The following is an 18,641-nucleotide window of genomic DNA, read 5'->3' as shown; positions in this document are numbered from 1 at the left end:
GGGTTGATATCAGCCGTCGATCAACGCCGGATCCCAGGCGTGCACGCGCTGGCGCTGTTCGCCCAGGCCCGCGATGCCCAGCTTGATTTCGTCGCCGGCCTTCAAGTAAATGGGCGCGGGCTTTTGCCCCATGCCCACGCCGGGCGGCGTGCCGGTACTGATCAGGTCGCCGGGGTACAGCGTCATGAAGCGGCTGACATACGCCACCAACTGCGCCACGCCGAACACCATGGTGCGCGTGCTGCCGTTCTGGTAGCGCTTGCCGTTCACTTCCAGCCACATCTCCAGGTCTTGCGGGTTGGGAATTTCATCGGCGGTGGCCAGCCACGGGCCGATGGGGCCGAAGGTGTCGCAGCCCTTGCCCTTGTCCCAGGTGCCGCCGCGCTCGATCTGGTATTCGCGTTCGGACACGTCGTTCACTACGCAATAGCCGGCCACGTGTTTCATGGCGTCGGCCTCGCTGACGTAGCGCGCCTTCTCGCCGATGACCACGCCCAGCTCCACTTCCCAATCGGTCTTGATGGAATCCTGCGGCAGCACGACGGGGTCGTTGGGGCCAACGACAGCTGACGTCGGCTTCATGAAGATGACGGGTTCGGCCGGCACGGGCAGGCCCGATTCGGCGGCGTGGTCGGCGTAGTTCAGGCCGATGCAGATGAACTTGCCCATGCCGCTCCACGGCGGCGCCACGCGGCCCGGGTTCGCCACCAGCGGCAGCGTGGACGCATCCAGCGCACGCAGTTCGGCCAGGCGCGCAGCGCTCAGTGTTTGCGCGGTGATGTCGGGCAGCACAGAAGACAGGTCACGCACCTTGCCCTGCGCGTCGATCAGGCCGGGCTTCTCGGCACCTTTGGCGCCATAGCGCATCAATTTCATAACGGTTCCTTGTTGCGAAAAGAGGAAAGCTTCAGTTGGACCAGCCGCCGTCGATCACCTGGGCGGTGCCGGTGGTGAAGGCGGATTCATCGCTGGCAAGATACACCGCCAGCGCGGCGATTTCTTCGGTACGGCCGATGCGGCCCATCGGTTGGCGAGCGGTGAACGCGGCTTCGACCGCGGCTATCGTCTGCCCGCAGGCCGCGGCCTGCGCTTCGATGCGCTGACGCAATGACGGTGATTCAACGGTGCCCGGGCAGATGGCGTTGCAGCGGATGCCTTGCGCCACGAAGTCCGCCGCCACCGACTTGGTCAGCCCGATCACGGCGGCCTTGGTGGCGCCATAGGCGCAGCGGTTGGGCGCGCCCTTGATGCTACCCGCGACCGACGCCATGTTGACGATGGCCCCGCCGCCGCGCGCCAGCATGCCGGGCAGGCACGCGCGGATCAACCGGTACATGGACCGCACGTTCAGGTTGAAGGAAAAGTCCCAGGCGTCTTCGTCGCAGTCCAGGATGGTGCCGGCGTGGACGAAGCCCGCGCCGTTGAACAGCACATTCACCGGCCCCGCGCCTTCCACCAGCGCGGTGATGGCGCGGCCATCGGTCACGTCCAGCACCTGTGTGCGGCAACCGGACAGCGTACTCAGCGCCTCGGCATTGATGTCCACGGCCAGCACGTCCGCGCCTTCGCGCATAAATGCCTCGGCCACGGCGCGGCCGATACCTTGGCCGGCGGCGGTCACGATGGCGGTCTTGCCTTGCAGTTTTTGCGACATGAATGCGTGCTCCTTATTTGCCGGCCATGCCCATGGCGGTGGGCAGCCACAGAGTGATCTGCGGGATGTAGGTAATGGCGATCAGCGCCGCGAACAACGGCAGCAGCCACGGCAGGATGGCCATGGTGGTGCGCTCGACCGACAAGCGCGACACCCTCGCCAACACGAACAGCACCATGCCCATGGGTGGATGCAGCAGGCCGATCATCAGGTTCAAGACCATGATCAAACCGAAATGGATGGGGTCGATGCCCAGCTTCAGCACGATGGGCAGCAGGATGGGAACCAGGATCGTGATGGCCGCAATGGTGTCGATGAAGCAACCCACGATCAGGATCAGCACGTTGGCCATCAGCAGGAACACCCACTTGTTCTGCGTCACGCTCAGAATGGCGTCGGTCAGCGCCTGCGCGGCCTGCGTCGTGGTCAGCAGCCAGGCAAAGACCGATGCCGCCGTCACGATGAACAGCACGGATGCCGTGGTTTCGATGGTGTCGAATGACGCCTTGGCCAGCGTGCGCAACGTCATCGAGCGGTAGCGCACCAGGCCCAGGAACAGCGCCCAGATCACGGCGGCCACAGCGGCCTCGGTGGGGGTGAACCAGCCCAGCGTCATGCCGCCAATCAGGATCACCGGCGCCATCAATGCCATAACGGCCGAAAAGTTGAAGCGCCAGTCCATCAACAGCAGCGCCGCGAACGCAATGCCGGTGGCCAGGTTGGGCGACACGCCGGCCAGCGTCATCAACCAGATCGACAGCGGAAACGCCAGCACGATCAGCACTTCCAGCCCCGCGCCACCCAGGCGTTTCCAGTTGAACGCAACGTCGCCGCCCCAGTTGTTGCGGCGCGCGTAGTACGCCACGGTCAGCATCATCAACAAGGTCAGCACGACGCCAGGAATAAGGCCCGCCAGGAACAGCGACCCGATCGACACGTTGGCCATCATGCCGTAGATGACGAAGGGCAAGGACGGCGGAATGATGGGACCCAGCGTGGCGGACGCGGCGGTGACCCCGACCGCGAACTCGGTGTTGTAGCCATGGTCTTTCATGGCCTTGATTTCAATGGTGCCCAGGCCCGCCGCATCGGCAATCGCGGTGCCCGACATGCCGGCGAACACCACCGAGCCAACGATGTTCACCTGCCCCAGGCCGCCACGCATCCAGCCCACCAGCGCCACCGCGAAGTTGTAGATGCGGCCGGTGATGCCGGCAATGTTCATCAGGTTGCCCGCGAGGATGAAGAATGGCACGGCCAGGAGCGGAAACGACTCAATGCCCGCGATCATGCGCTGCGCCACCACCACGTCGGGCACGCTGCCGGAAACCAGAATGAACAGCAGCGATGCACCCACCATGGACACCGCCACCGGCAGGCCCAGGATCATCAACAACAGAAACGTTCCAATCAAAATGCCCATGTCTTGCTCCTGGATAGGCAATGCGGGGTCATCAGGAATTGCGCCACTGCGAACACGATCAATCCTGCGCGTCGTAAGCCGCGGGGTTTTCCAGGATGGAATAGCCTTGCCGCCAGTTGCGCGCCGACACTTGCAGCGACCGCAGGAACATCATGGCAAAGCCCGCCAGCGCCATCCAATACACATAGGCCTTGTTCCAGAACAGCGTGGTCATGGGTTCGTCGCCCACCAGCACGATGTAGCGGTAGGTCAGCCACACCGCGTAGCCGAAGAACGCGGTGCGCAAGATATCGATCGCGGTGGCCAGCACACGGCCCACCGGCTTGGGCAGGTAGCGGTACAGGAAATCCACCTGAATGTGGCGGCAGGTTCGCACGCACATGGCGGCGCCCAGGAACACCACGCCAATCAGGCAATACACGGCCAGTTCCTCGGTCCAGGCAAAGGAGTCATTCAGCACGTAGCGCGAGAAAAACTGCAAAAAAACCAGCAAGGACATCACCCAGAATATGCCCAGGCAAATCCAGTCTTCAGGCTGGTAGCCGCTAAGGTCTACCTTGTGCTGGTCGGCCTCTTCGAAACTGTGGACGATCTCGTCGACGCTGGTCTGGTGTGGGCCAGGTGACGGGTTGGTGTGGCCGGGTGCCGACGCCGGGCCGGGCCGATGGCTCACGGCCGCCATCGGCGCCGCTTTCGCGTTGGAATGCATGACGTTCCCCTGATCGGATATCGGTGGGTCGGCGGGCCGCATGGGCCCGCCGGTTCCGTGGTCGTTAACCGCAGGCGGCTATTTCACCGCCTGGATCTTTTCCCAATCCGATTTCTGGTAGCCGTACTGTTCGAACGGCACCTTTGCCAGCACGGTCTTGCGGAAGTCTTCAACATTGACTTCGGCCACGTTCAGCCCGCGCTGCTTGAACACATCCACCATTTTCTTTTCGCTCGCGGCGACTTCGGCCGAGGCCTTCTCCGCCGCCTGCTGCGCGACTTCAGCGAAGACCTTCTTGTCGGCGTCGGACAGGCTCTTCCAGAGCTTGCCCGAGATGACCGTGTTCAGGTGGTCGACGATGTGACCCGTCAGGATGATGTTCTTCTGCACCTCGTAGAACTTCTTCGCTTCGATGGTGGTCAGCGGGTTCTCTTGCGCTTCAACCGTGCCGTTCTGCAAGGCCAGGTAAACCTCGGCGAACGCAATTGGCGCGGTGTTGGCGCCACAGGCGCGCGGCATGGCCAGATAGGCGGCCACGTCCGGCACCCGGATCTTCAAGCCCTTCATTTCAGCGCACTGGGTGAAGGCGCGGTTGGACGTGGTCTGGCGCGTGCCGTAGTACGTGGTCGCGACGATATGGTTGCCGCTTTTCTGGTCGTAGCCTTGCGTCAGCTCTTTGTAGATGTCGCTCTTGGTGTAGGCGATCAGGTGCTCGGGGCTGCGGAAGGTGTAGGGGTAGTAGGTGACGCCGATGCGCGGGAAGCTCTTGGCGGCGAAGCTGGACCCGGAAATGATCATGTCCACCGTGCCCAGGGTCAGCCCCTGGTTGATGTCGTTTTCCTTGCCCAGCTGAGAGGCGGGATAGACATCGATGTGATAGCGGCCGTTGGTGCGTTTTTCGATTTCCTGCGCCGCCCACACCGACGAGGTATGGAAGGGTTCGGAAGTCTCGTACACATGCGCCCATTTCAACTTGGTTTGCGCCAGCGCGCTGCCACTGACGGCCAGCGCGACGGCGGCAAACAGCACTTTGATAGCGTTGCCTTTATTCATGTTGTCTCCTCTCTTTGAGGTGGCGGGCGCGGCGAATGTTGTTATGAGCCGGCCCGCTTTATGTTTCACATCGGGATTTCACCTACAGGTTGCAACTTCGTACTGCGACTACGGATCCCCGGTGGCGTCAGGACGCCGCCGGCTCTTTGCTATCGATACGCATCGTTTCGGCCGCGCCCGGCCAACTGGCGGTCAAGCGGTCGAACGAGCAGGAAAGATGGTGATGCATGGCGGCGCGCGCAGCGGCTTCGTCGCCCGCGGCAATGGCGCTGATAACGCGGCGGTGCTCGGTGATGGCGGCGGCCCAGCTATCGGGGTTTTCGAAGTAGTCGCCCAGCTTTACGGACAGCGGGTTGTGGCGTTCGTCGAACAGTTCGCCCACCACGCGCACCAGCACGGCGTTGCTGGCCATTTCGGCCACGCGCAAATGGAACAGCCGGTCGCCGCGGATGGGCACGCTGGCCGCGCGGGCTTCGTCTTCCATGGCGCCCACCGCTTCCAGCAGGCCATCGACCAGCGCGGGCGCCGGGTTGCGGGCCGCCTGCGCGGCAAGTTCGCCTTCGATGGTCCAGCGCGCGCGGATGGTTTCCAGCGGGCTTTCCGCCGTCAGGCTGGCGCGCGGCGCGCCCGACAGGCTTTGTACATACACGCCCGAGCCCATGCGCACTTCCACCCAGCCTTCCACTTCCAGCGCAATCAGCGCTTCACGCACCGACGGGCGCGACACGCCCAGCTTCAGCGCCAGGTCACGTTCCGGGGGTAAACGGGCGCCCACGGGAAATTCGCCGGCTTCGATCAGCAAACGCAGCTGGTCGGCGATCTGGCGGTATAAGCGGCGCGGCTCGATGGTCTGGATCGGCATGGTGGCGGTTGGGTCTGCGGGGCCTGGACGGTGTCCGGGCGGTGCAATATCAGAAAGGTAAAGTGGCCTTACCAATTGACCAGAATCCTGCGCTTGACCGCGATGCGTCACAATTAGGGTTTGCCCATAGCCAGACATCACGACATGCGGGCAACCCAACTCTGTTAAAAAGCGGCCACCTTCCGCCTTTCTACGCGCTCATGACCTACGACCCGCAACACTCGCCCTTCAAAAGCTCCGGCGGCTTGCGCCGCATCCTGAATGCGCTGCGCTATTCGTGGCAAGGCCTGAAAGCGGCCGTCAAATATGAAGCCGCGTTCCGCCAGGAACTGGCGCTGGCCGTGCTGATGATTCCGGCGGCATTTTTCCTGGGGCGCACCACGGTCGAGGTGTTTTTCCTGGTGGGCACGGTGGTGATGGTGTTGGCGGCCGAGCTGCTGAATTCCGCCATCGAAGCGCTGGCCGACGCCCTGTCGGTGGAACGCCACCCGCTGTTGGGACGCGCCAAGGATCTGGGCAGCGCGGCCGTGATGCTGCTGCTGATCTTCGCCGGCGTCGTGTGGGTGGGCGTGGCCATCAGCCGATTCGTCATGCATTGACACGGGCTGCATCCCACGAGGGATGCGACCGTATTTATACTGGGAGCCATGATGCCTAATTCGACGTCAGCACGCTCTGAACGCATCGTCATCGTTGGCGGTGGCGCGGGTGGCCTGGAACTGGCCGCCAAACTGGGCCGCATTCACGGCCGCCAGCACATCACGCTGGTCGACAGCCGGCCCTTCCACATCTGGAAGCCGTCGCTGCACGAAGCGGCGGCAGGCACGCTGGATATCCACCAGGAAGGCTTGTCCTACCTGATGCTGGCCCACATGAACGGCTTTTCTTTCGCGCAAGGCAGCCTGGTCAGCGTAGACCGCGAACGCCGCCAGATCGTGGTGGACGCCGTCAACGATGCGCAGAATCAGGAAGTGCTGCCGCGCCGTGAATTCAGCTACGACACGCTGGTGCTGGCCCTGGGCAGCACGTCCAACTTTTTCAACACGCCCGGCGCGGCCGAACACGCCGTCACGCTCGACACCACCGAAAACGCCGAACAGTTCCGCCTGACCATGCTGAAAGCCATGGCGCTGGTGGACTTGGCCAAGGTGCGCAATCCGTCGGCCCGGCTGGACCTGGTGATCGTGGGCGGCGGCGCCACCGGCGTGGAACTGGCTGTGGAACTGACTGAAGCCAGCCACGTGGTCAGCGCCTACGGCTTGCCGAACTTTCGCGCTGAGCGCGACCTGGCCATCACGCTGGTGGAAGGCGCGCCGCGCATCCTGTCGGCACTGCCTGAAAAAATATCGGAAGCAGCCACCAACCGACTGACCGAGCTGGGCATCGGCGTGGAAACGTCGTGCCGCGTGTCGGAAGTGACGGGTGATAGCGTCAAGACCGCCGACGGCCGGGAATTCCCCGCCCAATTGTGCATGTGGGCGGCCGGCATCAAGGGCCCCACCCTGCTGGCCGATCTGGACTTGCCGCTGAACAAGCTGGGCCAGTTGGAAGTGAACGAACGGCTGGAATCCCCCGATCCGCACATCCTGGCCCTGGGCGATTGCTGCGCGGTGCCCTGGCGCGACGGGCGCACCGTGCCCGCCCGCGCCCAGGCCGCGCACCAGCAGGCCGACTACCTGGCCAAGAAGCTGACGGCGCGCCTGCGTCGCACCGCCGAGCCGACCGCGCCCTACGTCTACCAGGACCATGGCTCGCTGGTGTCGCTGGGCCAGGACGCTGGCGTGGGCAGCCTGATGGGCAAGCTGGCCGGACGGGGACTGTTCGTAAGCGGTACACTGGCGCGCTTGATGTACATGAGCCTGCACCTGATGCACCACAAAGCGGTGCTGGGCATCTCGCGCACGGCCTCCCTTGCCCTGGCCCGCCTGCTGATGCGGCGCACGCGCCCCCGGGTCAAACTGCACTGAACTCCCCCATGAATTTCCTGCAAAAACTCGAACACGCCTGGACCACCAGCAACTCACTTCTGCAAGTGGGCCTGGACCCCGACCCCCAACGCTTTCCGCGCGAATTGCAGGACAAGCCGGACGCCATCTTCCAGTTCTGCCGCGACATCGTCGACGCCACCGCGCCCTACGCTTGCAGCTTCAAGCCGCAGATTGCGTATTTCGCCGCGCACCGCGCCGAAGACCAGTTGGAAGCGCTGTGCCAGCACATCCGCGACAAGCATCCGGACCTGCCCATCGTGCTGGACGCCAAGCGCGGCGACATCGGCTCCACCGCCGAGAACTACGCGCGTGAAGCGTACGAGCGCTACCAGGCGCACGCACTGACGGTCAGCCCCTACATGGGCCTGGATTCAGTCGAGCCTTATCTGGCATGGCGTGACCGCGGCGTGATCGTGCTGTGCCGCACGTCCAACCCGGGCGGTTCTGACCTGCAATTTTTGAAGATGGATAACGGCGAACCGCTGTACCTGCACGTGGCAGGGCTGGTGGCCGACAAGTGGAACGCCAACGGCCAGTGCGGCCTGGTGGTGGGCGCCACGTTCCCGAACGAACTGGCGGCGGTGCGCCAACGCATCGGCGATGCCCTGCCCCTGCTGGTACCGGGCATCGGCGCGCAAGGCGGCGACATTACCGCCACCGTGAACGCGGGCGCCAATGCCGCGCGCAGCGGCATGATGATCAACTCGTCGCGCGCCATCATCTACGCCAGCGGCGGCGACGACTGGCGCGAAGCCGCCGGCCAGGCCGCGATGGGCCTGCGGGATGCCATCAACGCGGTGCGTTGATTTTCTGAGTCAACGCTCTGCGTTGATTCAGGCCCGCTGACTCAGGCTGGCTCGCCCAGGAATTCCAGCAAGCCGCGCATCGCGAATTCCACGGCGGCGTGACGCACCTGCGTGCGGTCGCCATTGAACACATGGGTGACGGCGCGGCTGCTGATGCCATCGTCCACCCGCATCGCAAAACCAAAACACACCATGCCCACAGGCTTGCCCGGCGTGGCCCCGCCCGGTCCGGCGATGCCGGTGGTGGATACCGACATGTGCGCGCTGGGCGATGCCAGCAACACGCCATTGGCCATCTCCAGCGCCACGGGTTCGCTGACCGCGCCGAAGTGGTGCAGCGCGTCGGGCGACACATCCAGTTCGGTCACCTTGGCGTCGTTGCTGTAAGTGACGAAGCCGCGTTCGAACCAGTCGCTGGAACCGGCCACCGACGTCATCGCCCCGGCCAAAAGGCCGCCCGTGCACGATTCCGCGGTGCCCAACATCCAGCCTTTGCGCCGCATTGCATCGCCCAGCCGTTCAGCCAGGCCGACCAGCGTGGCTTCCGACAACTGCGCCGCCGACAGATTCGAACGGGTGACTGCTTGCTGTTCGTTCATCCCAAGACTCCTGTACGCACTACCAAGGCCATGACCAGCAAGGCGTAGCCGGCCGCGACGATATCGTCCCACATGACGCCAAAGCCACCTTTGACGTGGGCGTCGAAGAACTTGATGGGCGGCGGCTTGACGATGTCGAACGTGCGAAACAGCGCGAACGCCAGCAACTGCGACACCCAGCCGGCCGGCGTCAGCCAAAGCACCAGCCAGAACGCCACCATCTCGTCCCAGACCATTCCGACATGATCGGATTGCCCAAGTTCACGGCCCACCCGATGGCAGGCCCAGCAACCGTACACAAAGGCCAGCGCCAGGAACACGCCGATGGCCAGGTTCGATGCGGCGGGCGCGGCGGCCACCCAGATCCCCCAAGCAAGTAGCGTGCCCCAGGTGCCCGATGCCGGCCGGATCAAGCCGCTACCCAGGCCAAAGGCGATCAGGCGGCCGGGGTCGCGGCACACCCATGAAAGCGCGGGATACACGGCGCGCGAACGTTCGCGGATGGAGCGAGATGGCTTGGAGGAAGAGGACATGGATCCTGGGCCGATGGGGGGGAAAGGGGAATGGGGAAAGGAGAATGGCGAAGCGCGAACAGCCGCTCAGGCGCCAGGGAAATGATCGAAGCCACCCGGCAAGTCGGTCAGTTGCCGGCCCCGTCCGTCCAGCACTTGCAGCCCGGCTTGCGCCAGCATCTGCCCCACGCGAGTGACCTGAACGCCGACCGCGCGAGCGGCGGCTTGAACGGCATCGCGCTGCGCGGCCGAGGCGGTGAAACACAGTTGGTAGACGTCGCCACCGCCCAGCACCGCGCGACGGCGAGGCGCGTCTTCCAGCGCCGCCACGGCGGCGGCCACCGGCATGCTGTCGACTTCCAGGCGCGCGCCCAGCCGGCTGGCGGTCAGGATGTGGCCCAGGTCTTGCAGCAGGCCGTCGGATAAATCGACGGCGGCATGCGCAATACCGCGCAACGCCATCCCCAGCGCCACCTGCGGCTGCGGCCATTCCAGCGCGGCGCGCGTGGCGGCCAGCAAGGCGTCGTTGGCGGGGTACTGGCCGTCCAGCAGGCGGTAGGCGACATCGGCCGCGCCCAACTCGCCGGATACCCAGATGTCGTCGCCCGCTTGTGCCGCATCGCGCCGCAGCGCCTGGCCGGCAGGTACTGCGCCAAAGACCGTGACGCTGATCGCCAGGTCATGCGCGCTGCGGGTGGTGTCGCCGCCGATCAGCGGGCAGCCATGGGCAGCCGCCAGCGCATGGAAGCCATCGGCGAAGGCGGCCAGCCAGGGCTCGTCCAGACGCGGCAAGGCCAGGCCCAGCACGCAGCCAATGGGACGCGCGCCCATGGCGGCCAGGTCGGACAGGTTCACGGCCAGCGACTTGTGGCCCAAGGCGCGCGGGTCCACGTCGGAAAAGAAATGGCGGCCTTCCAGCAGCAGGTCGGTGCTGATGGCGACCTGCTCGCCCGCGGGCACGGGAAACAGCGCGCAGTCATCGCCCACGCCCAGCAAGCCGGCGGGCGCGGCCCGGGTGAAATAGCGCGCGATCAATTCAAATTCGGACGCCACGGCAACTCCGAGAGGCCGGCACGCGGGCCGGCGGGGAAAACAAACATCGGATACACGAAGGGGTCAGGTGCAGACCACGCCTGGCGCACTGGAAAAGTGCGCGCAGGGCGGCATGCGCCTGACCCCTACACAGACCATTGGCCCGGACCCGTGGCCCGAACCAATAGCCCGGATTCAGCGTCGCTGCTGCGCCGCGGCCTGGACCTCGTTCGCACGCACATCGGCGGCCAGCTTGTCGAGCACGCCGTTGACGAACTTGAAGCCATCGGTGCCGCCAAACGACTTGGCGAGTTCAACGGCTTCGTTGATGGCAACCTTGTACGGCACTTCAACATGATGAATCAGTTCGAAGCTGCCGATCAGCAGGATGCCATGCTCAACGGGCGACAACTCGGCCAGCGGGCGGTCGACGTAAGGCGTGAAACGCTCGCGCAGCGCGAGCGCTTCGCGCAGGACACCATGCAGCAAGGTCTTGAACCATTGCGCGTCGGCCTCGGAAAAATCCTCGGTGTCGCGCAGATGGGCGTCGATCTCGCCGGCGTCCTGCGTGCCTTCGCCCCCGCGCAGCAGCCACGCATAAACGCCCTGCAGCGCGAATTCGCGTGCACGGCGGCGTGCGCTGCGCGCGTTGGCGCGGGCTTGCGCCGCGCTATCAGCGCTGGTCGTCGTCTTCTTCGTCGTCAAAATCTTCGTCCTCGTCGTCTTCGTCTTCGTCTTCTTCCTCGGGTTCCAGCGCCGCCACCAGGTTGGCCATTTCAACGGCCACCTGGGCGCAATCGCGGCCCTTGCCCGCGGCGCGGGCTTGCGCCTGCTCGTCGGTGTCGACGGTCAACACGCCGTTTGCGATGGGGATGCCGGTTTCCAGGGAGATACGGGTGATTGCAGTGGCCGTTTCATTGCTGACCACTTCAAAGTGATAGGTCTCGCCACGAATGACGGCGCCAAGCGCGATCAGTGCGTCGAATTCAAACGTTTCGGCCATGTGGGACAGGGCCACGCCCAGTTCCAGGGCGCCCGGGACGGTGGTGACCATCACGTCGCGTTCGTCCACGCCCAGCTCGGCCAGTTCCTTCAGACACGCTTCGAGTTCGGCCTGGCCGATTTCTTCGTTGAAGCGGGCGCGTACGATGCCGATGTGCAGCCCTTCGCCGTTCAGGTCGGGGGTAAGGATGTAAGGGTTCATGTGTCGGCCTTAAGTGTTGCGGGAGTATTCTGCGGGTCGCAATCGTAACCCGTAATGGTGAGGGAAAAGCCCGCCATGCTGGGCATCTTGCGCGGTCGGGCCAGGAGCCTCATCTGGCCCACATTCAGGTCGCGCAGAATCTGTGCGCCGATGCCATAAGTGCGCAAGCCGAAACGGTCGGTGCTGGCGGCGGCGTTGGCCTGCGCCTTCGGGTCGTTCCAGCCGGCAATCTGGCCAAACAGGTGTTCGGTGGACGACTGGCAATTCATCAAGACAAGCACGCCAGCGGGTGCGGCGGCAATGGCCTCCAGGGCCTTCGCCACGCCCCAGCTATGCGGGCTGGCGCCGGTGTCCAGCACGTCCAGCACGGAGGCCGGTTCATGCACGCGCACCAGCGTTTCAACGTCGGGGGAAACGTTACCATGCACCAGCGCCAAGTGGGCGGAGCCGGTGGCAGCGTCTTCGTAGGCCACGGCCTCGAAAGTGCCCCAGGCCGTCTGCATGGGCCGCTTGCCCACGCGCTTGACGATGGATTCGTGTTCGCTGCGGTATTGAATCAGGTCGGCAATGGTGCCGATCTTCAGGTTGTGCTGGCGGGCGAATTCCACCAGATCCGGCAAGCGGGCCATGGTGCCGTCGGGCTTCAGGATTTCGCAGATGACGGCGGCGGGCGTCAGGCCGGCCATGGCGGTCAGGTCGCAGCCGGCTTCGGTGTGGCCGGCGCGCACCAGCACGCCACCAGGCACCGCGCGCACCGGGAAGATGTGGCCGGGCTGAACCAGGTCGGACGGCTTGGCGTCGCGCGCCACCGCCACCTGAATGGTGCGGGCGCGGTCGGCGGCCGAAATACCGGTTTCGACGCCTTCGGCGGCTTCGATCGACTGCGTGAAGTTGGTGCCGTAGCGCGTGCCGTTGCGGGCCGCCATCATGGGCAGCTCCAACTGGCGGCAGCGTTCTTCGGTCAGGGTCAGGCACACCAGGCCGCGGCCGTGGGTCACCATGAAGTTGATGGCCTCGGGCGTGACGAATTCGGCGGCCATGACAAGGTCGCCCTCGTTTTCACGGTCTTCTTCGTCAACCAGGATGACGATACGGCCGGCGCGCAGCTCGGCGATGATCTCGGCTACCGAAGCGATACCGAAGGATTCCGGCTCGGAGCCGGGCAAAGAGGACAACTGGACGGACATGGCGGGCACGCAAACCAGGCGGGAAAGCCCGGATTTTAGCGCCCCTCGGGCCAGAACCCCTATTGGTCTGCAAGAAGCCCGTCCGGCGGGGGGCGTACGGTTAAACTTTCGCCCGGAGATCCCCCTTAAAACTCGAAGGAAAAACCTCATGCAAGCCCTTGCGGCCATGCCTTTGACCGTGGCGGCGGCGGTTCGCGTCGTCCTGACCGATATCGACGACACGCTGACCACCGAAGGCCGTTTGCCGGCCGACGCCTACGCCGCGCTGGAGCGCCTGGAGGCTGCCGGCATCCAGGTGGTGCCCATCACCGGCCGTCCGGCCGGCTGGTGCGACCATATCGCCCGCATGTGGCCGGTGCGCGCCGTGGTGGGGGAAAACGGCGCGTTCTACTACGCCTACGACCGCCAGGCCCGCCGCATGACCACCCATTACTGGACGGACGCCGCCTCGCGCCAGGCCAGCCGCCAGCGCCTGGACGCCATCCGCGACCGCGTGCTGGCCGAAGTGCCCGGATGCGCCGTCGCCAGCGACCAGGACTACCGCGTGGCCGATCTGGCCATCGACTTCTGCGAAGACGTGCCCGCCCTGCCGGACGAAGCGGTCACGAAGATCGTCCAAATCTTCCAGGACGCCGGCGCGCAGGCAAAAGTCAGCTCGATCCATGTGAACGGCTGGTTTGGCGACTACGACAAGCTGACCATGACGCGCACGATGTTCCAGCGCGAATTCGGCCAGGACGTGGCCGATGCGCTGGACAGCACGCTGTTCATTGGCGATTCGCCCAACGACGAGCCGATGTTCGCGTACTTTCCGATTTCGGTCGGCGTGGCGAACATCCAGGCGCAATTGCACCGTTTGACGGATCGCCCCGCTTTCGTGGCGGCCTTCCACGGCGGCGCGGGCTTCGTCGAAATGGCCAACCGGCTGCTGGCGGCGCGCCAAGCGCCGCAGCTCTCGCAGCCAACCCCGGCCCAACCGGCGTAAGGGCAGACACACCGTGGCCACCTCCAAGACCCCCGCTGCCTCCGCCAATGACGGCCGCCGCAGCATCCAATCCATCGAAGTAGGCGTGCCGCTGCTGGCCGCGCTGGTCGACGCCGGCAAGCCCCTGACCCTGCGCGACCTGGCGGCGGGCGCGGGCATGACCTCAGCCAAGGCGCACCCCTACCTGGTCAGCTTCGTGCGGGTTGGCCTGGTGCAGCAGGACGCCGTCACCGGCCAGTACGAACTGGGACCCTTTGCCTTGCAGATGGGGCTGGTCAGCCTGCAGCGGCTGGACCCCGTGCGCATCGCCATGCCCGAGATCGCCAAGCTGCAATCCGATATTGGCCATACCTTGGGCATCGCCGTGCTGGGCTCGCACGGCCCCACCATGATCCACATGACCGAAGCCAGCTATCCGGTCCACGTGAACATGCGCAAGGGCACGGTGATGTCCATGCTGCACACCGCCACCGGGTTGGTGTTCGCGGCGTGGCTGCCGCCCAAGGTCAGCGAACACTACATTGCCCGCGAAGAGGGCGACACCGCCGTCATCGCCAGCGTGCCACCACCGCGCAAGGCGTCGCGCGCCAATATCGACGCGCAGTTGGCCGACATCCGCGTGCATGGCATGGCGCGCGCGCTGGGCAACCCGCTGCCGGGCGTGGACGCGCTGTCGGTGCCCGTGTTCGACAACACCGGCAACATCGTGCTGGCGCTAACCAGCCTGGGGCCGACGGGCTTGTTCGACGTGTCGTGGGACGGCACGATCGCCCGGCCGCTACTGGCCTGCGCGCAAGAGATTTCGCGCAAGCTGGGGTATCGGGGGTAACGGTCCGTGCTTTGAACGTTCGAAAATAAACGAACATAAAACGAACAATTCGAACAATTCTCGAAAAAAAAGGCAGGGACTTTCCCAGGTGCGCGTTTTCCCTCTTGTGTGTTTGAATTCAGGAAATATTCAAATTCATTCCCCTGAGGAGACAAACCATGCACGCGATGCGTCTATTGCAAGCGGCCGCCCTGGCCGCATTCGCCGTTGGCGGCTCTGCCGCCAACGCCGCCGACACCTGCTCCAACCGCGGCGATCTGGACCAGATGTACTGCGACGCCAACAAGGATCTGGTGGCGGACACCCCCACTGACGCATCCAAGCTGAAGACCCCGTCCACCCTGGTGTTCACCTACACCCCCGTGGAAGACCCGGCGGTCTATGAAGACATCTTCAAGCCCTTCACCAAGCACCTGTCCCAATGCACGGGCAAGCGCGTGGTGTTCTACCAAGTGCAAAGCAACGCCGCCGAAATCGAAGCCATGCGCTCGGGCCGCCTGCACGTGGGCGGCTTTTCCACCGGCCCCACCGCGTTCGCCGTGAACATTGCCGGCGCCGTGCCCTTTGCCGTGAAGGGCTATGCCGACAGCTTCCAGGGCTACAACCTGATCGTCATCGTCAAGAAAGACAGCCCGTACCAAAAGCTGTCCGACCTGAAGGGCAAGAAGCTCGCGCACACCGCGCCGTCGTCGAACTCGGGCCACATGGCGCCCGTGGCCCTGTTCCCAAAGGAAGGCCTGACGCCGGACAAGGACTACAAGGTGATCTTCTCGGGCAAGCACGACCAGTCCGTCATGGGCGTGAACTCCGGCGACTACGACGCCGCCGCCGTGGCGTCCGACGTGTTCAAGCGCATGGTTGAACGCGGCCAGGTCAAGGAAGCCGATTTCCGCATCATCTACACCAGCGAAAAATTCCCGACCTCGTCGTTCGCCTACGCGCATGACCTGGAACCGAAGTTCCGCGACCAGATGTTGAAGTGCTTCTACGACTACCGCTTCCCCGCGGAAATGTCGAAGGCCTTCGACGGCGCCGATCGTTTCTATCCGGTGACCTACCAGAAAGACTGGGCCATCGTCCGCCAAGTGGCTGAATCGGGCGGCGAAAGCTTCAACCGCGCCGCCTACGACCGCGAATCCGCCAAGAGCAAGAAGTAATCCAGCATGACGACGTCGCTACGCATTTCCGGCCTGGTCAAGGAATACCGGGCCGGCCGGCCGGTTCTCAATGGCATCAACCTTGAAATCGCCGGCCAAGGCCTGACCGCCATCATCGGCCCTTCCGGCACCGGCAAAAGCACGCTTCTGCGTTGCATCAACCGGCTGATCGAACCCACCCAGGGCGAGATCGTGCTGCAGTCCCAGGAAGGCAGCGTGGACCTGGCCCGCGTGCGTGGCGCGTCGCTGCGCCGCGCGCGCCGGCGCATCGGCATGGTGTTCCAGGAATACAACCTGGTTGAACGCCTGACCGTGATGGAAAACCTGCTGACGGGCCGGCTGGGGTATACCTCGGCCATGAAGGCCTGGATGCGCCGCTTTGAGCCCGAAGATATCGAGCACGCCTACAAGCTGCTGGATACCGTCGGGCTGGCGGGCTTTGCGGACCAGCGCGCGGACGCGCTGTCGGGCGGCCAGCGCCAGCGCGTGGGCATTGCCCGCGCCCTGATGCAGCGCCCTCAACTGCTGCTGGCCGACGAGCCCACCTCGTCGCTGGACCCCAAGACCTCGGTGGAAATCATGGAGCTGCTGTCCGCGCAGGGCAGCGCCACCGGCATTCCCGTCATCGTCAACATCCACGACGTGGATCTGGCCCGCCGCTACGCCACTCGCATCGTCGGCATGTCTGGCGGAGCCGTCGTCTATGACGGCGACGGCCAGGGCCTGGACGCCACCATGCTCAAGACCATCTACGGAGGCGAGTCTTGGCTGGAGTGACACCTCTTCAGGGCAAGCGCCCCTTTGCCATGTCCGGGCGCGCCAAGGCGGGCCTGGTGTTGCTGCTGATCTACACCGTCTACGCGGCCGCGCAACTGGATTTCAGTTGGGCGCGCTTTGAAAGCGGCATGGGGCACGCCTCGACCTTTCTGGCGCGCATGTTTCCGCCCAATTTCGAAAAGCCCGACACCTTGTGGAAGGGCATCGCCGAAAGCCTGGAAATTGCCGTGCTGGCCTCGGTGCTGGGCATTTTGTTCGCGCTGCCCGTGGGGCTTCTGGGCGCGCGCAACATGATGCCCGCCTGGGTGTCGTGGCCCGCCCGTTCGCTGGTGGCCTTGTGCCGCGCACTGCACCCGGTCATTGTCGCCATCCTGTTCGTCAAGGCCGTGGGCTTTGGCGCGCTGGCGGGCATTCTGGCACTGACGGTGGCGTCCATCGGCTTCATCGGCAAGCTGTTCACCGAGGCCATCGAAGAGATCTCGTTGAAGCAAGTGGAGGCGGTGCGCGCCAGCGGCGCGTCGTTCGCCAACGTGATCATCTTCGGCGTGCTGCCGCAGGTGTTCGCGCGCTTCATCGGCTTTGCCACCTACCAGTTCGACTCCAACCTGCGCAACTCCACCATGGTGGGGATCGTGGGCGCGGGCGGGGTGGGCGGCACGTTGTTCTCGGCGTTCCAGCGCTTTGACTACGACTTCGTCAGCGCCATCTTGCTGACCCTGATCGCCATCATCATGCTGGGCGAAATCATCGCGGGCTTCGTGCGCGCCGTGTTCCTGGACAACCTGGGCTTTGACCGCATCCTGCAAGGCCGCTTTGCCGGCGCGCGCGGCATCGGTTCCGGCAAGCCGCCGGTGGCCCGCAAGGCGGAGGTGGAAGAATGAACGCTCACGCCTCTACCCTGAACCCGGCGGGCACGCCGCGCGTATGGCAGCGTTACAGCATGGGGCAGCGGCTGCTGCGCTTTGCGCTGTACCTGCTGGTGGTCGCGGCCATTGTCCAAGCCATCCGTGGCGTGGAGGTCATACCGGAATTCCTGTATGACGCCCCCGAGCAGATGGCCGACCTGTTCCGCCGCATGTGGCCGATCGACTGGGCCTACTACCCGGATGGCGTGCACGCGGCGCTGATCGAAACGCTGCACATCGCCACGCTGGGCACCATCCTGTCCGTCTTCATGGCGGTGCCGGTGGGCTTGCTGGCGGCCAACAACCTGACGCCCAGCAAAACCATCAACATGCTGGCGCGCCTGATCCTGGTGTCCAGCCGCTCGGTCAATTCGCTGGTGTGGGCGTTGCTGTTCATCGCCATCTTCGGGCCCGGCGCGTTGGCGGGCACGCTGGCGATTGCGTTTCGCTCGATCGGTTTCGTCGGCAAGCTGGTGGGCGAAGCCATCGAGGAAGCGCAGCGTGGCCCCATCGAAGCGGTGACCGCCACCGGCGCCAGCAAGGGCGCGGTGCTGTGGTATGCCTACTGGCCGCAGATCCGCCCGGCGTTCTGGTCCATCGTGCTGCTGCGCTGGGACATCAACGTGCGCGAATCCGCCGTACTGGGCCTGGTGGGCGCGGGCGGCATCGGCATGGCGCTGGATACGGCGTTGAATCTGTTCCAGTGGGACCGCGTGGCCTTGGTGCTGGCCGCCATCTTCGTGGTGGTTGTGTTGGCCGAAATCATCATCACCCAGGCGCGCAAACGGATTCTGTAGTGATGGACCGGTAGTTGCAGGCCGTAGTTGAGTTCTATTTACGCTTGTCGGTTTCCCCTGACCAGCGCTCCTTGGCGCCGCCCTTGAAAAAGGGTGGCGCTTTTTTCTTTTGCTGCGGTGCCGACTTGTTTCGCGCAACAAATGGCGTCTATGCTCGATATG

The 18,641-nt window shown here is 64.7% G+C and carries 21 protein-coding genes; 9 read left to right on the top strand and 12 right to left on the bottom strand.

Features of this window, described 5'->3' with window-relative positions:
- Positions 1–9: 9 nt before the first annotated feature.
- The 6 genes from WBR68_RS28940 to WBR68_RS28915 form a co-directional block, all read right to left on the bottom strand.
- Positions 10–876: a fumarylacetoacetate hydrolase family protein gene (locus tag WBR68_RS28940; protein ID WP_050449570.1), complete on the bottom strand. Its 867-nt coding sequence runs from the start codon at positions 874–876 to the stop codon at positions 10–12.
- Between the two features lie 31 nt (positions 877–907).
- Complete coding sequence (locus WBR68_RS28935; RefSeq protein WP_230695968.1) at positions 908–1,654, bottom strand: SDR family oxidoreductase; 747 nt, start codon at positions 1,652–1,654, stop codon at positions 908–910.
- A 13-nt stretch (positions 1,655–1,667) separates the two neighbouring features.
- Positions 1,668–3,077: a TRAP transporter large permease gene (locus WBR68_RS28930; protein ID WP_127185762.1), complete on the bottom strand. Its 1,410-nt coding sequence runs from the start codon at positions 3,075–3,077 to the stop codon at positions 1,668–1,670.
- 58 nt (positions 3,078–3,135) lie between these two features.
- Positions 3,136–3,786, bottom strand: a complete 651-nt coding sequence (locus WBR68_RS28925) for a TRAP transporter small permease (protein ID WP_083447543.1) — start codon at positions 3,784–3,786, stop codon at positions 3,136–3,138.
- 78 nt (positions 3,787–3,864) lie between these two features.
- Positions 3,865–4,839 carry a sialic acid TRAP transporter substrate-binding protein SiaP gene (locus WBR68_RS28920; RefSeq protein WP_050449567.1) on the bottom strand — a complete coding sequence of 325 codons (975 nt, stop codon included), beginning with the start codon at positions 4,837–4,839 and terminating at the stop codon, positions 3,865–3,867.
- A 127-nt stretch (positions 4,840–4,966) separates the two neighbouring features.
- Positions 4,967–5,701 carry a FadR/GntR family transcriptional regulator gene (locus tag WBR68_RS28915; RefSeq protein ID WP_050449566.1) on the bottom strand — a complete coding sequence of 245 codons (735 nt, stop codon included), beginning with the start codon at positions 5,699–5,701 and terminating at the stop codon, positions 4,967–4,969.
- Positions 5,702–5,901: 200 nt separating this feature from the next.
- On the opposite strand from WBR68_RS28915, the gene WBR68_RS28910 reads away from it, so the two are divergent.
- Genes WBR68_RS28910 through pyrF form a run of 3 tightly spaced genes read left to right on the top strand, consistent with a single transcriptional unit; the run spans position 5,902 to position 8,495 of the window.
- A complete protein-coding gene (locus WBR68_RS28910) occupies positions 5,902–6,300 on the top strand; it encodes a diacylglycerol kinase (RefSeq protein WP_050449565.1) in 399 nt (132 codons plus the stop codon).
- Positions 6,301–6,348: 48 nt separating this feature from the next.
- On the top strand, positions 6,349–7,668 hold the full coding sequence (locus tag WBR68_RS28905) for an NAD(P)/FAD-dependent oxidoreductase (RefSeq protein WP_050449564.1): 1,320 nt from the start codon (positions 6,349–6,351) through the stop codon (positions 7,666–7,668).
- An 8-nt stretch (positions 7,669–7,676) separates the two neighbouring features.
- Positions 7,677–8,495: an orotidine-5'-phosphate decarboxylase gene (gene pyrF, locus WBR68_RS28900; protein ID WP_050449563.1), complete on the top strand. Its 819-nt coding sequence runs from the start codon at positions 7,677–7,679 to the stop codon at positions 8,493–8,495.
- Between the two features lie 41 nt (positions 8,496–8,536).
- On the opposite strand, the gene WBR68_RS28895 is transcribed toward pyrF, so the two are convergent.
- The 6 genes from WBR68_RS28895 to ribBA all read right to left on the bottom strand — a co-directional run bounded on the left by WBR68_RS28895 (position 8,537) and on the right by ribBA (position 13,029).
- Positions 8,537–9,094, bottom strand: a complete 558-nt coding sequence (locus WBR68_RS28895; protein ID WP_050449562.1) for a CinA family protein — start codon at positions 9,092–9,094, stop codon at positions 8,537–8,539.
- On the bottom strand, positions 9,091–9,627 hold the full coding sequence (locus WBR68_RS28890; protein WP_230695967.1) for a phosphatidylglycerophosphatase A family protein: 537 nt from the start codon (positions 9,625–9,627) through the stop codon (positions 9,091–9,093). The genes WBR68_RS28895 and WBR68_RS28890 overlap by 4 nt, the downstream gene beginning before the upstream one ends.
- A 66-nt stretch (positions 9,628–9,693) precedes the next feature.
- Entirely contained in the window at positions 9,694–10,659 is a 966-nt protein-coding gene (gene thiL / locus WBR68_RS28885; RefSeq protein ID WP_230695966.1) for a thiamine-phosphate kinase, read from the bottom strand.
- 174 nt (positions 10,660–10,833) lie between these two features.
- Positions 10,834–11,343 (bottom strand): transcription antitermination factor NusB, encoded by a 510-nt coding sequence (gene nusB, locus WBR68_RS28880; RefSeq protein ID WP_230695965.1) that lies wholly within the window; start codon positions 11,341–11,343, stop codon positions 10,834–10,836.
- Entirely contained in the window at positions 11,312–11,842 is a 531-nt protein-coding gene (ribH, locus tag WBR68_RS28875) for a 6,7-dimethyl-8-ribityllumazine synthase (protein WP_050449558.1), read from the bottom strand. The genes nusB and ribH overlap by 32 nt, the downstream gene beginning before the upstream one ends.
- Positions 11,839–13,029: a bifunctional 3,4-dihydroxy-2-butanone-4-phosphate synthase/GTP cyclohydrolase II gene (gene ribBA, locus WBR68_RS28870; protein ID WP_230695964.1), complete on the bottom strand. Its 1,191-nt coding sequence runs from the start codon at positions 13,027–13,029 to the stop codon at positions 11,839–11,841. Before ribBA ends, ribH begins: the two co-directional genes overlap by 4 nt.
- 148 nt (positions 13,030–13,177) lie before the next feature.
- Between ribBA and WBR68_RS28865 the strand changes: the two genes are divergently transcribed.
- From WBR68_RS28865 to phnE (WBR68_RS28840), 6 genes are all read left to right on the top strand, one after another.
- Complete coding sequence (locus WBR68_RS28865; protein ID WP_230695963.1) at positions 13,178–14,014, top strand: HAD-IIB family hydrolase; 837 nt, start codon at positions 13,178–13,180, stop codon at positions 14,012–14,014.
- Positions 14,015–14,027: 13 nt separating this feature from the next.
- Complete coding sequence (locus WBR68_RS28860) at positions 14,028–14,843, top strand: IclR family transcriptional regulator (RefSeq protein ID WP_230695962.1); 816 nt, start codon at positions 14,028–14,030, stop codon at positions 14,841–14,843.
- A 158-nt stretch (positions 14,844–15,001) separates the two neighbouring features.
- Positions 15,002–16,000, top strand: coding sequence for a phosphate/phosphite/phosphonate ABC transporter substrate-binding protein (phnD, locus tag WBR68_RS28855; RefSeq protein ID WP_050449554.1), 999 nt, complete (start codon positions 15,002–15,004; stop codon positions 15,998–16,000).
- Between the two features lie 6 nt (positions 16,001–16,006).
- On the top strand, positions 16,007–16,777 hold the full coding sequence (gene phnC / locus WBR68_RS28850; RefSeq protein WP_050449553.1) for a phosphonate ABC transporter ATP-binding protein: 771 nt from the start codon (positions 16,007–16,009) through the stop codon (positions 16,775–16,777).
- A gap of 29 nt (positions 16,778–16,806) precedes the next feature.
- Positions 16,807–17,658 (top strand): phosphonate ABC transporter, permease protein PhnE, encoded by an 852-nt coding sequence (phnE, locus tag WBR68_RS28845; protein ID WP_230695978.1) that lies wholly within the window; start codon positions 16,807–16,809, stop codon positions 17,656–17,658.
- Positions 17,655–18,479, top strand: a complete 825-nt coding sequence (phnE, locus tag WBR68_RS28840; protein ID WP_050449551.1) for a phosphonate ABC transporter, permease protein PhnE — start codon at positions 17,655–17,657, stop codon at positions 18,477–18,479. Before phnE (WBR68_RS28845) ends, phnE (WBR68_RS28840) begins: the two co-directional genes overlap by 4 nt.
- The last annotated feature ends 162 nt before the right edge of the window (positions 18,480–18,641 follow it).

Source organism: Achromobacter sp. JD-1, assembly GCF_038594925.1.
In the GTDB taxonomy this organism is placed as follows: Bacteria; Pseudomonadota; Gammaproteobacteria; order Burkholderiales; family Burkholderiaceae_B; genus Achromobacter; species Achromobacter spanius_C.
The sequence above is the reverse complement of the archived record's forward strand: the minus strand, read 5'-3'. Positions and strand labels throughout refer to the sequence as shown.